This window comes from Streptomyces sp. V3I7, assembly GCF_030817495.1.
GTDB lineage: Bacteria > Actinomycetota > Actinomycetes > Streptomycetales > Streptomycetaceae > Streptomyces.
The window spans coordinates 2,196,657-2,209,635 of sequence record NZ_JAUSZK010000001.1 but is presented as its reverse complement, the minus strand read 5'-3'; the positions used below and the strand labels follow the sequence as shown (position 1 = coordinate 2,209,635).

The window sequence follows — 12,979 nt, the reverse complement described above, 5'->3', positions numbered from 1 at the left end:
GGAGCCGGAACTTATGGTGGTGGTGGCACCACCAGACAGTGCGAGGGGGATCTGCACGTGGCGGACGACGAGTTGAAGAGCCGTCGGCTGGGCGAACTGCGCGAGTTCCTGCGGAGCCGGCGGGCCCGGGTGTCCCCGGCCGAGGCCGGACTGCCGGGCGGCGGGGGACGGCGGCGCACGCCCGGACTGCGCCGCGAGGAGGTCGCCGTGCTCGCCGGCGTGGGCGCCTCCTGGTACCAGTGGCTGGAGCAGGGCCGGGACATCTCCGTCTCGCCGCAGGTCCTCGACTCCGTCGCACGGGTGCTGCGGCTCAGCAACGCCGAGCGGCGGCACCTGTACGTCCTCGCCGGACTGAACCCGCCCGCGCCCGAAGTGGCGCCGGAGAAGCGGGACATGTGCGAGGGGCTGCGGCGGGTCATCGACACCTGGATGCCGTACCCGGCGCACATCATGGACATGTACTACAACTGCGTGATGTACAACGACGCCGCCGCGATCGTGCTCGGCATGCGGCCCGGCACCACCCAGAACTGCGTCGTCGACTACTTCACGGACCCGCTGTACCGGTCGCGGGCGAGGAGCTGGGAGCGCAACGCCCGTGCGGTGGTCGCCCAGTTCCGGGCCGCCAGCTCCTGCCGCCCCGACGACGAGGGGTTCCAGGCACTGCTGGCCGAACTGACCGAGTCCAGCCCGGAGTTCACCGCGCTGTGGGCCGAGCGGGACATCGAGGACGCCGGGCAGATCCGCAAGGAGCTGGAGCATCCGCTGGTCGGGCTGCTGTGCGTGGAGTCGACGGCGATGAAGCTGCCGGCCCGGCCCGATCTGACGGTCGTTCTGCATACCCCGCTGGACGAGGCGGACACCGCCGCGAAGCTGGAGTGGCTGGCCTCGCCGGAGGGGCGGCGCGGGGCGCTCCACCCCGTCGCGGGCTGAGGTGAGCCGGACTTCGTATGCTCAGGGCATGACGGACACCAACGCGCTTGACCCGGAAGACCGCAAGATCGTCACCCTGGCCCGTTCCGCCCGGGCCCGCAACGGGGTGCCCGAGGGCGCGGCGGTGCGCGACGAGACGGGCCGTACGTACGTCGCCGGGACCGTGGCCCTCGACTCGCTGAAGCTGAGCGCACTGCGGACCGCGGTCGCGATGGCGGTGGCGTCCGGGGCCAGGTCGCTGGAGGCGGCGGCGGTCGTCACGGAGGCCGACGGCGCCGCCCCCGAGGACCTGGCGGCCGTACGGGACCTGGGCGGTGCCGGGACGCCGGTGCTGGTGGCGGGCCCGGACGGTGCGGTCCGGCTGACCGTCTCCACCGGCTGAAGCAGATCCTGACCGGCGGAAGCAGACCCTGACCGGTTGAAGCAGATCGTGAAGGGCGCCGCCGGTCAGAGCGCGTCGGGACCGCGCTCTGAGGTGCGCACCCGTACGACGGTCTCGACGGGCACCGCCCAGACCTTCCCGTCGCCGATCTTCCCGGTGTGCGCGGCCCGGACGACCGCGTCGATCACGGCGTCCGCGTCGGCGTCCTCGACGACGACCTCGATACGGACCTTCGGCACCAGGTCGACGCGGTACTCGGCGCCGCGGTACACCTCGGTGTGGCCGCGCTGCCGGCCGTATCCGCTGGCCTCGGTCACGGTCAGGCCGTGCACGCCGAGTTCCTGGAGGGCGTTCTTGACCTCGTCGAGGCGGTACGGCTTCACGATCGCGGTGATGAGCTTCATGCCGGGCGGTTGACCTTCTGCGCGGAGGAGACTGCGGAGTGGGCGACCGGGGCGCCGTGGCCCAGGACCCCGTGATCGTAGGCCGTCTCGGCGTGCACCGTAAGGTCCAGGCCCTCCCGCTCCTCCTCCTCGCTCGCGCGGAAGCCCATGGCCTTGTCGATCAGCTTGCCGATGCCGTACGTGACGGCGAAGGCGTACGTCGCGACGACCGCCACGGCCACCAGCTGCCTGCCGAGCTGCGCGAGCCCGCCGCCGTACAGCAGCCCCTGCGGTCCACCGGTCATCTCCCGGACCGCGAACAGGCCGATGAGGACGGTGCCGATGATCCCGCCGACCAGGTGGACGCCGACGACGTCGAGCGAGTCGTCGTAGTTCAGCTTGAACTTCCAGCCCACGGCGTACGAGCAGACGACACCCGCGACCAGACCGACGGCCAGCGAGCCGAGCAGCGAGACCGAGCCGCAGGACGGGGTGATCGCCACCAGGCCCGCGACCGCGCCGGAGGCCGCGCCCAGGGTGGTGGGGTGGCCGTCGCGCTTGTGCTCGACGAAGAGCCAGCCGAGCAGGCCCGTGCAGCCCGCGGCGAGGGTGTTGAGGAACGCGGCGGCGGCGAGGCCGTTCGCGCCGAGCGCGGAGCCCGCGTTGAAGCCGAACCAGCCGAACCAGAGCAGACCCGCGCCGATCACGACCATCGGCAGGTTGTGCGGGCGCATCGCGTCCTTCTTGAAGCCGAGGCGCGGACCGAGGACCAGGCACAGGGCGAGACCCGAGGCGCCGGAGGTGATCTCGACCGGGAGGCCGCCGGCGAAGTCGAGCGCGCCGAGCCCGTCCCTGATCCAGCCGCCGGGACCCCACACCCAGTGGGTGACGGGGACGTAGACGAGCAGCGCCCAGACGGGGACGAAGACCAGCCACGCCCCGAACCGTGTCCGGTCGGCGACGGCGCCGCTGATCAGGGCGGCCGTGATGATCGCGAAGGTGAGCTGGAAGGTGGCGAAGAGGAGGGTGGGCACCGTGCCCTGGACGCTGCCGGGGCCGAGGCCCGCCATCCCCGCGTGGCCGAGGGAGCCGACGAGCCCGGCGAACGCGTCGTCGCCGAACGCGAGGGAGTAGCCGGCCGCCAGCCACACCACGGTGACCAGGGCGATCGACACGAAGCTCATCATCAGCATGTTGAGGACGCTCTTCGTACGGACCATGCCGCCGTAGAAGAGGGCCAGTCCCGGGGTCATCAGCAGGACGAGTGCGGTGGCGGCGAGCAGCCAGGCGGTGTCGCCGGTGTCCAGTTTCGCGGCGGCGAGGGGCACGGGGTGTCTCCAACGGTGTGGGGGCTCGTCAGAGGGTCACCGGTGCGCGTTTCCGGATGTCTACGGGTGTGTTTCGGTGACGTTTCGTTGCGCGGAGGTTACCGGGTGCTCACGGTGGGGTGTCGTGCCGGGCAGGCGGCGAGGTCAGGGAGAAGTGGCGTCCGGGATCAGGGACAATGGGCGCCATGAGCGTTCGTACCCAGTCATCCGAGCAGTCGGCCGAGGCCGCCCACCGTGCCGGCTTCGCCTGCTTCGTGGGCCGCCCCAACGCGGGCAAGTCCACCCTCACGAACGCTCTCGTCGGGCAGAAGGTGGCGATCACCGCCAACCAGCCGCAGACGACGCGGCACACGGTACGGGGCATCGTCCACCGTCCGGACGCCCAGCTGATCCTGGTCGACACCCCCGGGCTGCACAAGCCGCGCACGCTGCTGGGCGAGCGGCTGAACGACATCGTGCGCACGACGTGGGCCGAGGTCGACGTGATCGGCTTCTGCCTGCCGGCGAACGAGAAGATCGGCCCCGGTGACCGCTTCATCGCGAAGGAGCTGGCGTCGATCAAGAAGACGCCGAAGATCGCGATCGTCACGAAGACCGACCTGGTGGATTCCAAGACGCTCGCCGAGCAGCTCATCGCGATCGACCAGCTCGCCACGGAGCTCGGCTTCGAGTGGGCGGAGATCATCCCGGTGTCGGCGGTCGGGGACGAGCAGGTGGACCTGCTGTCCGACCTGATCGTGCCGCTGCTGCCGGAGGGGCCCGCGCTCTACCCCGAGGGCGATCTGACGGACGAGCCCGAGCAGGTGATGGTCGCCGAGCTGATCCGGGAGGCGGCGCTGGAGGGTGTACGCGACGAGCTGCCGCACTCCATCGCGGTGGTCGTGGAGGAGATGCTCCCGCGCGAGGACCGGCCGGCGGACAAGCCGCTGCTCGACATCCACGCCAACGTGTACATCGAGCGGCCGAGCCAGAAGGGCATCATCATCGGGCCCAAGGGCAAGCGGCTGAAGGAGGTCGGCATCAAGTCCCGCAAGCACATCGAGGCGCTGCTGGGGACGCCGGTCTTTCTGGATCTGCACGTGAAGGTGGCCAAGGACTGGCAGCGCGACCCGAAGCAGCTCCGTAAGCTGGGCTTCTGACCTTCTTTGCCCACCCACCCGCCCGACTCGGTGGGTGGAGAGGTCCCGCCCCGGGGCTCCGCCCCGGCCCCCCGGCGGGACTTGCGTCCCCTGCGAGTCGCCCACCCACCCGCCCGACTCGGTAAGTCGAAAGGTTCGGCCCTGGGGCTCCGCCCCAGACCCCGGCGGGGGCTCCGCCCCCTGCACCCCCGGGGCCAGACCCCGGCAGGGGCTCCGCCCCCTGCACCCCCGGGCCCAGACCCCGGCGGGGGCTCCGCCCCCTGCACCCCCGGGGCCCGGGCCGGGCGGGGACTGCGCCCCCGGCCCCGGCGGGCCCGCGTCCCTTGCGCCCCTATCAGGGCCCCCGGCCTCACCTGACCGTGCGCCCCGAACGCCTGACTGCGCCCGCCCCCGAACCCGAACCCGACTCCCGAGAACTACGCCCCCTCCTTCAACACTCTTGAGATCAGCTCCCGTTGGGGTTCCGTCACGTGGGGGTCGGCGGTGTGGATTGTTTTGCCGTCTACCGTGATCTCGTAGTGGAAGCCGTCCGGTACGCCCCTCGAGGGGGTGGGTGACGCGGGGGTCAGGGCCTGTTCGGCCAGGGTTTGCCAGTGCTGGGCGTCGGGGCGGTCCGTGGTGTCCACTTCCGCGTGGCGTTCGATGCCCGCGAAACCGCCCGTGCGCCTCACCTCGATATGCATGAGTCCCTGTGTAGTACGGAACTACGCCGTCTGCACACCGACTTGCTCCCACGCCTTCAGAACGGCCTGGAGTTCCTCGCCGTCCTTGTAGCGGGCCCGGGCCGCCTTCACCGTCAGCTTGGCGAAGTCCGTGAACGTGGCCTTGGCGATGAGTTCGCCGCCGGTGAGGACGTCGTACCAGATCTGGCCCGCCCGCTCCCAGGAGTTGCCGCCGAGGGTGGTGGCGGCCAGGTAGAACGCGTGGTTGGGGATGCCGGAGTTGATGTGCACGCCGCCGTTGTCGCGGCCGGTCCGGACGTAGTCGTCCATCGTCGCGGGCTGCGGGTCCTTGCCGAGGACGTCGTCGTCGTACGCCGTGCCCGGGGCCTTCATGGAGCGCAGGGCGGTGCCGGTGACGCGCGGGGCGAGCAGGCCGGCGCCGATCAGCCAGTCGGCCTCGGCGGCGGTCTGGCCCAGCGAGTACTGCTTGATCAGCGAGCCGAAGACGTCCGAGATCGACTCGTTGAGTGCGCCGGACTGGCCGAAGTACGTGAGGTTCGCGGTGTACTGCGTGACGCCGTGGGTCAGCTCGTGGCCGATGACGTCGACCGGGATGGTGAAGTCGAGGAAGACCTCGTTGTCCCCGTCGCCGAACACCATCTGCTCGCCGTTCCAGAAGGCGTTGTCGTAGTTCTCGCCGAAGTGCACGGTGGCGTCGAGCGGCAGGCCCTCGCCGTCGATGGAGTTGCGGCCGTACGCCTTCAGGTACAGCTCGAAGGTGGCGCCGAGGCCCGCGTAGGCGCGGTTGACGGTGGCGTCCTTGCCGGGGGCCGAGCCCTCGGCGCGGACCTTCTCGCCGGGCAGGTTCTCGGTGTGCCGCGCGTCGTAGACGGTGCGGTGCGGCTGGTCGGCGGCCGCACCCGCGGGCGCGGCGACGGACGTGGCGCCGACGACCGTGGTCAGCCGGCGGCGGGTGCGCTCGAGGGCGTCGCGCTCCAGGGTCCGGCGCGCGGGGCCGGACAGGGCGGCGTCGCCGTCCTGGGCGAGCTTGTCGAGGAGGTGGGGCGGGACGATGGTGCAGAAGACGGGCTCGAAGCCCCCGTGGGTCGTCATCATGCCACGCACCATTGCACTGAGTTATCTGTCTGTCACTAGCTGCAACCGTGATGGGGGAAATTTTGGGGTGCCTCGGCCCGTATCGGCAGGGCGGGTGGTATGCCGTCCTACTTTTCGGTTTCGCATAGTGATACGGGCGTCCGCATCCGGAGGGGGCTCGACTAGCATGCGGAGCATCATGCGTTTCGGGCTGCTTCTCCTTAGCTGCCGCGGTGAGGGCCTGTAGTCGAGGCCGACCCCCTCCCCGCGGCGCTTGGCGTTGTGTCGTCGGCCGTCCCACCGGACACCCTCCGTCCCACGGACACCCTGAGGAGCCTCGCACCATGGCCAACCGCCAGCAGCCCAGCCCCATGCCGACCCACAAGTACGGCCGGTACGAGCAGGTGGACCTCCCCGGCCGGACCTGGCCGGAGCGGCGCGTCACGACCGCTCCCCGCTGGCTCTCCACCGACCTGCGCGACGGCAACCAGGCCCTGATCGACCCGATGTCGCCCGAGCGCAAGCGCCGGATGTTCGACCAGCTGGTCGCGATGGGCTACAAGGAGATCGAGGTCGGCTTCCCGGCCTCCGGCCAGACCGACTTCGACTTCGTGCGCTCGATCATCGAGGAGGAGGGCGCGATTCCGGACGACGTGACGATCTCCGTCCTCACCCAGGCGCGCGAGGATCTGATCGAGCGGACCGTGGAGTCGCTGAAGGGCGCCAGGCGCGCGACCGTGCATCTGTACAACGCCACCGCCCCCGTCTTCCGCCGGGTCGTCTTCCGTGGCTCCAAGGACGACATCAAGCAGATCGCCGTCGACGGCACCCGCCTGGTGATGGAGTACGCCGAGAAGCTGCTGGGCCCCGAGACCGAATTCGGCTACCAGTACTCGCCCGAGATCTTCACCGACACCGAGCTGGACTTCGCGCTGGAGGTCTGCGAGGCGGTCATGGACGTCTGGCAGCCCGGCCCGGGCCGCGAGATCATCCTCAACCTGCCCGCCACGGTGGAGCGTTCGACCCCGTCCACGCACGCGGACCGCTTCGAGTGGATGGGCCGCAACCTCTCCCGCCGTGAGCACGTCTGCCTGTCGGTCCACCCGCACAACGACCGCGGTACGGCCGTCGCGGCGGCCGAGCTGGCGCTGATGGCCGGCGCCGACCGCGTCGAGGGGTGCCTGTTCGGACAGGGCGAGCGCACCGGCAACGTCGATCTGGTCACCCTCGGCATGAACCTCTTCTCGCAGGGCGTCGACCCGCAGATCGACTTCTCCGACATCGACGAGATCCGTCGTACGTGGGAGTACTGCAACCAGATGGAGGTCCACCCGCGCCACCCGTACGTGGGCGACCTGGTCTACACGTCCTTCTCCGGCTCGCACCAGGACGCCATCAAGAAGGGCTTCGACGCCATGGAGGCCGATGCGAAGGCCAAGGGCGTCACCGTCGACGACATCGCGTGGGCGGTGCCGTACCTGCCGATCGACCCCAAGGACGTCGGCCGCTCCTACGAGGCGGTCATCCGCGTCAACTCGCAGTCCGGCAAGGGTGGGGTCGCGTACGTCCTGAAGAACGACCACAAGCTGGACCTGCCCCGCCGGATGCAGATCGAGTTCTCGAAGATCATCCAGGCGAAGACGGACGCCGAGGGCGGCGAGGTCACCGGTGGTGCCATCTGGACGGTCTTCCAGGACGAGTACCTGCCCAACCCGGAGAACCCCTGGGGCCGGATCCAGGTCAGGGCGGGACAGTCGACCACCGACACGGACGGCGTGGACACGCTCACCGTCGAGGCGACCGTCGACGGCGAGGACACGGTCCTGACCGGCTCCGGCAACGGTCCGATCTCCGCCTTCTTCGACGCCCTGGAGTCCATCGGCATCGACGTACGCCTGCTCGACTACCAGGAGCACACGATGAGCGAGGGCGCCTCCGCGCAGGCCGCCTCCTACATCGAGTGCGCGATCGACGGCAAGATCCTGTGGGGAATCGGAATCGACGCGAACACGACGCGTGCGTCGCTGAAGGCGGTCGTCTCGGCCGTCAACCGCGCGGCCCGCTGATCCCTCTGACCGGGGGTTTCGGGGCCCTGATCGTCGTATACGACGATCAGGGCCCCGTCCATTACCGGCCATCGTCGCGCCCAGGTCACGGAAAGGTCTCTTACGGGGTACTGACTCCACGTCGACAATGTGGCTAACATCACGCCAGCGCGGCGATGTTGCCGCGGGGTTACGGAGGTGCGACGTGCTGCCAGTACGGGGACGAGACGACTGTGCCACCAGGGTCGTGCGGATCCTGGGCACCCGTACCGCGTGGACACCCGTGGGGGACGGCGAGTTCTTCTGCCCCGGCTGCGGAGGCGACCGCAACTACCAGCGGCTGACCGGCCGCCGGCGCCTCACCGTCCTCGGCGTGCCCCTGGTGCCGCGCGGGGAGACCGGGCCCGTCGTGGAGTGCGCCGCCTGCGGCCACCGCTACGGCACCGACGTCCTCGACCATCCGACCACCGCCCGCTTCTCCGCGATGCTCCGCGACGCCGTGCACACCGTCGCCCTGGCCGTGCTGGCCGCGGGCGGCACCGGCTCCCGTACGGCCCTGGAGACGGCCGCGAGCGCGGTCCGCGCGGCCGGTTTCGCCGACTGCACCGAGGAACAGCTCGCCGCGCTCGTCGAGGCGCTGGCCGCCGACACCGGCCGGGTCCTCGACCAGCAGGACGGCGCGGGGCTGGCCATAGAGCTGCACGAGGCCCTCGACCCGCTCGCCCCGCACCTCGCCCGCGCCGGCCGCGAGTCGATCCTCCTCCAGGCCGCCCGCATCGCCCTGTCCGACGGCCCCTACACGCCCGCCGAGCGCGACACCCTCGCCACGGTCGGCGCCGCCCTCACCCTCGGCACGGACGACGTGACCCGCCTGCTGGCAGCGGCGCGCACCCCGTCCTGAGGGGCGGGGCCGAGCCAACAGGGTCGGCGGGGCGCCGGCTTACAGGGGCTGTGGCGCCCCGGCCAACAGGGCCGGTGGCGTCCCAGCCGACAGAGGCGCCGGGGCCGTGGCTCAGTGCTCGCAGGGGTAGCGCGGCCGTGGCTCAGCGGCTCACAGGGGCTACGGGCCCCGGCCAACAGGGGCCGTGGCGCCCCGGCTCACAGCAGCCCGGCCGCCGCCAGGTACTTGCCGACCCGTTCCGTCTCCTCGCCCGACAGCGGGACCTGCGGCTCCGCCGTCGCCGGGCAGGAGATGACGCCGCGCAGGTGCAGCGCCGCCTTGAACGCGCCGAGGGCCGAGGAACTGCCGCCCATCCGGGCCGGGTCCCCGACGCCCACCATGCCGAACAGGGCGCACAGCCGCTCCTGTTCGGCCCGCGCGCCGTCCCAGTCGCCCGCCCGGCACAGGCGGTAGAGGCGGACGTAGCCGTGCGGGTCGACGTTGGACAGGCCCGGCACCGCCCCGTCGGCGCCCAGCGCGAGGGCCGAGTCCACGACCAGCTCGGAGCCGGTGAGCAGGGCGAAGCCGCTCGCCCCGGGCCGGTCCCGGACGCCGGTGACGATCCGGCGGAAGCCGCCGAGGTCGCCGCTGGAGTCCTTCAGCCCCGCCAGCACCCCGTCGGCCGCCAGCTCCAGCAGGATCTCGGCGGGGAGCTTGGTGCCGACGGCGGAGGGGATGTCGTAGGCGACGACCGGGACGGGGGAGGCGGCCGCGACCAGACGGTAGTGGCGGGCGATCTCCGCGGGGTGGGTGCGCGTGTAGAACGGGGCGGTGACGACCACCGCGTCCGCGCCCGCCGCCGTGACCGCCGCGACGTGGTCCCGCACGCGGGGCGTGGTCATGTCGATCGCCCCGGCCAGCACGGGCAGCTGCCCGGCCACGTGCGCCGTCACCGCCCGCACCACCAGCTCCCGCTGCCGGTCCGTGAGGTACGCCGCCTCGGAGGACGAGCCGAGCACGAACAGCCCGTGCACCCCGCCGGCCACCAGATGGTCGACGAGGGCGAGCAGCGAGGGGACGTCCACCTCGCCGTCCGGTGTCAGAGGGGTGCAGACGGGTGGGACGACACCGGTCAGCGGGGTGGGCAAGGTCATCAGGGCTCCCTGGGCACACTCTGGCGTACGAGGTCGCGGGTCGACTGGTCCTCCTGCACAGGATGGTGGCAGCGGAAGCGATGTCCCGGCTGCGACGCGGCCGTGAAGTCCGGCATCGCCGTGGCGCACACGTCGTCGGCCTTCCAGCAGCGGGTGCGGAACGGGCAGCCGCTCGGCGGCCGGGTCGCCGAGGGCACCGGGCCGGTCAGCGGGATCGGGTCGATCGGGTCCAGCAGCCCGGGCGTGGCCGAGAACAGGGCGCGGGTGTACGGGTGCCGGGCCCGGTCGGTGACGAGGGCGGCCGGGGTCTCCTCGACGATCCGGCCCAGGTACATGGTGATCACACGGTCGCTCATCCGCCGGACCGTCTGGATGTCGTGCGAGACGAACACCAGGGCCAGCCCGAGCCGTTCCTTCAGGTCCAGCAGGAGGTTGAGGATCTGGGCCCGCACCGACACGTCCGGGGCGAGGTCGCACCTGTGCGCTCACTTGACCCTCTCCTGGCTCTGCCTGGGCGCCGGGGCACCTGCCGGTGGAAGGCGGCCGGAGGTCCGGCAGTCGGGCGGGCCGGCGAGGCCACCCGGAGCCTGTGTCGTTCGCGTGCCGCCGCCGGGCTCACCGGCTGCGCGGGCCGCCCCGCCGGGTGGGGCGACGGGCTCGGAATGCTCGACCAGCGCGCTCACTTCACCGCCTCGCATTCCGGGGACATGAGGTCGACGACCGGGTGGTGGCAGGCCGCCGTGTGCGTGTGGGGTCCTGCCAGACCGGGCGGGGTCGTCCGGCACACCTCGCTCACCCGCGGGCAGCGGTCGGTGAAGCGGCAGCCCGTGGGGAAGTCGGCCGGGGCGGGGACGGTGCCGCGGATCTGGGTCAGCCGGGTGGCCGCCGCCTCCAGGGACAGGACGCTGCCCAGCAGGCCGCGCGTGTAGGGGTGGGCCGGGGCGGCCACCAGGTCGGCGGTCACGCCCGTCTCCACGATCTACCCGCCGTACATCACCACCACCCGGTCCGTGACGTCCGCGACCAGCGCCAGGTCGTGCGAGACCAGGATCAGCGCGAAGCCCAGCTCGGCGCGCAGCCGCAGCAGGAGTTCGATGATCTGCGCCCGTGGTTGCGACGCGGAGCGTCGCGGGTTCGTGACCGGCGGAGCCGGTGAGAGTCCCGGCGCGGCCGGGCGTGAGGGCTCAGCCGGGGCGTTTCTGGTTCTCGATGTATTCCTTGATGACTTCGAGGGGGGCGCCTTGGGCGGAGGCGGCGAAGTAGGAGGGCGACCAGAAGTGGTCGCCCCAGAGGTACGTGCGGATGTGGTCGGGGAACTCCTGGCGCAGGCGTCGGGCGGAGACGCCCTTGAGGGAGCCGACCAGGCGGGACAGGGCGACCTTCGGGGGATATTGCACGAGGAGGTGGACGTGGTCGGTTTCGCCGTTGAACTCGGTCAGTTCCGCGCCGAAGTCGTCGCAGACGTCCCGCATGATCTCCTCGCAGCGGACGAGGATCTCGTCGGTGAAGGGTCCACGCCGGTACTTCGGGGTGAAGACCAAGCGCGCATGGAGGGTATGGACAACTGTTCTACCCCTCCTCAGATCGGGGTTCGGCTCCCATCGAGGTGACATGGACTGATTGTAGGAGTGCTAGCCTCGCGGGCATGAAACTGGTGGTGCGCATCAAGCTTCTGCCGACGCCCGTGCAGGCGGCGGCACTTGAGGCGTCCCTGCGCGCGTGCAACGAGGCGGCCTCCTGGGTGTCGGCCACCGGCTTCGAGGCCAAGGCCACCTCCAACCGGGCGCTGCGCGAACGGTGTTACCAGGAGGTCAAGGAGCGGTGGGGGTTGGGTGCGCAGGCCGCCCAGCACTCCATCAAGAAGACCGCCGACGCCTACACCACGCTGCGGGCCAACCTGAAGGCCGGGAACTACGGACGGCCGGGCACCAAGCGGTACGCCAGGGCGGCGGGCAAGCCGCTTGCCTTCCGTAAGGATGCGGCCCAGCCGTTTGACGATCGGATGCTGTCCTGGCAGCACGAGCAGCGCACGGTCTCGATCTGGACGACCGCCGGGCGCCTGAAGGGTGTGGGATTCACCGGCCAGGCCGCGCAGCTCACCGTGGTGGCCGCGCACCGACAGGGCGAGTCCGACCTGCTCTACCAGGGCGGGCAGTGGTATCTGCTGGCCACGTGCGAGATCGCCGAGGCCGGGCTGAACACCCACCCGGTCGGCTTTCTCGGGGTGGATCTGGGCATCGTGAATATCGCCTCCACCACCGACGGCACCCGCCACAGCGGACGGAAGACGAACCGCCGCCGGGAAACCGACCGCAAGCTGCGCGGCAAGCTCCAGAGGAAGGGCACCAAGTCCGCCAAGCGGCGGGCGAAGAAGCACGCGGGCAAGGAGAAGCGGAGGACCCGCGACATCAACCACAAGATCAGCAAGGCCATCGTGGCGGCGGCACAACGCACCGGACGCGGCATCGCCCTGGAGGACCTCACGGGCATTCGCGAGCGGGTACGGCTGAGAAAGCCCCAACGCGTCACGTTGCACTCCTGGTCCTTCCACCAGCTGGGCACCTTCATCGGCTACAAGGCCCAACACGCAGGGGTCCCCGTGGTGTACGTCAACCCGGCGTACACCAGCCAGGAATGCTCCCAGTGCCACCACACCGACCGAAAGAACCGGCCCGACCAGGCCACCTTCACCTGCAGAGTCTGCGGCTTCGTTGAGCACGCCGACCTGAACGCGTCCCACAACATCAGCCAGCGCGGCTGGTCGAAATGGGTCCGCGGGGCCGAGTCGCAGGCCCCTGCCCTCGCGCTCCTCGCCTAGCGACCGAGCACGAAGGCTGGACGCAGCCGGGACCCATCACCGCCAGTGATGACCCGAGCAGCAAGCCCGGGACTTCAGTCCCGGGTAGTTGACAAGGGACCGGCGGGGCAGCGCCGGCAGGTCGGGGGTTACGTGGTCGCGCACGGTTCCTCCAGCGAGC

The 12,979-nt window shown here is 71.0% G+C and carries 12 protein-coding genes and 2 pseudogenes; 6 read left to right on the top strand and 8 right to left on the bottom strand.

All coding sequences use genetic code 11. The features are described from left to right. Positions 1–57 precede the first annotated feature (57 nt). Positions 58–933, top strand: coding sequence for a helix-turn-helix transcriptional regulator (locus tag QFZ74_RS10360; RefSeq protein WP_307620518.1), 876 nt, complete (start codon positions 58–60; stop codon positions 931–933). A 28-nt stretch (positions 934–961) separates the two neighbouring features. Continuing rightward, positions 962–1,315: a cytidine deaminase gene (locus QFZ74_RS10355; RefSeq protein ID WP_307620517.1), complete on the top strand. Its 354-nt coding sequence runs from the start codon at positions 962–964 to the stop codon at positions 1,313–1,315. 65 nt (positions 1,316–1,380) lie between these two features. On the opposite strand, the gene QFZ74_RS10350 is transcribed toward QFZ74_RS10355, so the two are convergent. Both QFZ74_RS10350 and QFZ74_RS10345 read right to left on the bottom strand, forming a co-directional pair. Next, on the bottom strand, positions 1,381–1,719 hold the full coding sequence (locus tag QFZ74_RS10350) for a P-II family nitrogen regulator (protein WP_307620516.1): 339 nt from the start codon (positions 1,717–1,719) through the stop codon (positions 1,381–1,383). After that, complete coding sequence (locus tag QFZ74_RS10345; protein WP_307620515.1) at positions 1,716–3,026, bottom strand: ammonium transporter; 1,311 nt, start codon at positions 3,024–3,026, stop codon at positions 1,716–1,718. Before QFZ74_RS10345 ends, QFZ74_RS10350 begins: the two co-directional genes overlap by 4 nt. A gap of 176 nt (positions 3,027–3,202) precedes the next feature. On the opposite strand from QFZ74_RS10345, the gene era reads away from it, so the two are divergent. Beyond that, complete coding sequence (era, locus tag QFZ74_RS10340; protein ID WP_307620514.1) at positions 3,203–4,165, top strand: GTPase Era; 963 nt, start codon at positions 3,203–3,205, stop codon at positions 4,163–4,165. A gap of 416 nt (positions 4,166–4,581) precedes the next feature. Here the strand turns inward: era and QFZ74_RS10335 are convergent, their stop codons facing one another. Both QFZ74_RS10335 and QFZ74_RS10330 read right to left on the bottom strand, forming a co-directional pair. After that, on the bottom strand, positions 4,582–4,848 hold the full coding sequence (locus QFZ74_RS10335) for a protealysin inhibitor emfourin (RefSeq protein ID WP_307620513.1): 267 nt from the start codon (positions 4,846–4,848) through the stop codon (positions 4,582–4,584). Between the two features lie 21 nt (positions 4,849–4,869). Further along, positions 4,870–5,940, bottom strand: a complete 1,071-nt coding sequence (locus QFZ74_RS10330; protein ID WP_307624102.1) for a M4 family metallopeptidase — start codon at positions 5,938–5,940, stop codon at positions 4,870–4,872. Positions 5,941–6,266: 326 nt separating this feature from the next. Here QFZ74_RS10330 and leuA point away from each other — a divergent pair, with 326 nt between their 5' ends. Then, positions 6,267–7,988 (top strand): 2-isopropylmalate synthase, encoded by a 1,722-nt coding sequence (leuA, locus tag QFZ74_RS10325; RefSeq protein ID WP_307620512.1) that lies wholly within the window; start codon positions 6,267–6,269, stop codon positions 7,986–7,988. A 184-nt stretch (positions 7,989–8,172) separates the two neighbouring features. Continuing rightward, positions 8,173–8,868, top strand: a complete 696-nt coding sequence (locus QFZ74_RS10320) for a TerB family tellurite resistance protein (RefSeq protein ID WP_307620511.1) — start codon at positions 8,173–8,175, stop codon at positions 8,866–8,868. A gap of 197 nt (positions 8,869–9,065) precedes the next feature. On the opposite strand, the gene QFZ74_RS10315 is transcribed toward QFZ74_RS10320, so the two are convergent. From QFZ74_RS10315 to tnpA, 4 genes and pseudogenes are all read right to left on the bottom strand, one after another. After that, positions 9,066–10,001, bottom strand: coding sequence for a dihydrodipicolinate synthase family protein (locus tag QFZ74_RS10315; RefSeq protein ID WP_307620510.1), 936 nt, complete (start codon positions 9,999–10,001; stop codon positions 9,066–9,068). After that, positions 10,001–10,468 (bottom strand): annotated as a pseudogene (locus tag QFZ74_RS10310) (oligopeptide/dipeptide ABC transporter ATP-binding protein); the annotation flags it as partial. The pseudogene QFZ74_RS10310 and the gene QFZ74_RS10315, both read right to left, overlap by 1 nt. Before the next feature lie 212 nt (positions 10,469–10,680). Continuing rightward, positions 10,681–11,109: pseudogene (locus QFZ74_RS10305) on the bottom strand (oligopeptide/dipeptide ABC transporter ATP-binding protein); the annotation flags it as partial. Positions 11,110–11,185: 76 nt separating this feature from the next. After that, the gene (gene tnpA / locus QFZ74_RS10300; protein WP_307620509.1) at positions 11,186–11,614 is read right to left on the bottom strand and encodes an IS200/IS605 family transposase; all 429 of its coding nucleotides are present in this window, start codon (positions 11,612–11,614) and stop codon (positions 11,186–11,188) included. A gap of 32 nt (positions 11,615–11,646) precedes the next feature. On the opposite strand from tnpA, the gene QFZ74_RS10295 reads away from it, so the two are divergent. After that, positions 11,647–12,819, top strand: coding sequence for a transposase (locus QFZ74_RS10295; protein WP_307620508.1), 1,173 nt, complete (start codon positions 11,647–11,649; stop codon positions 12,817–12,819). Positions 12,820–12,979: the final 160 nt, after the last annotated feature.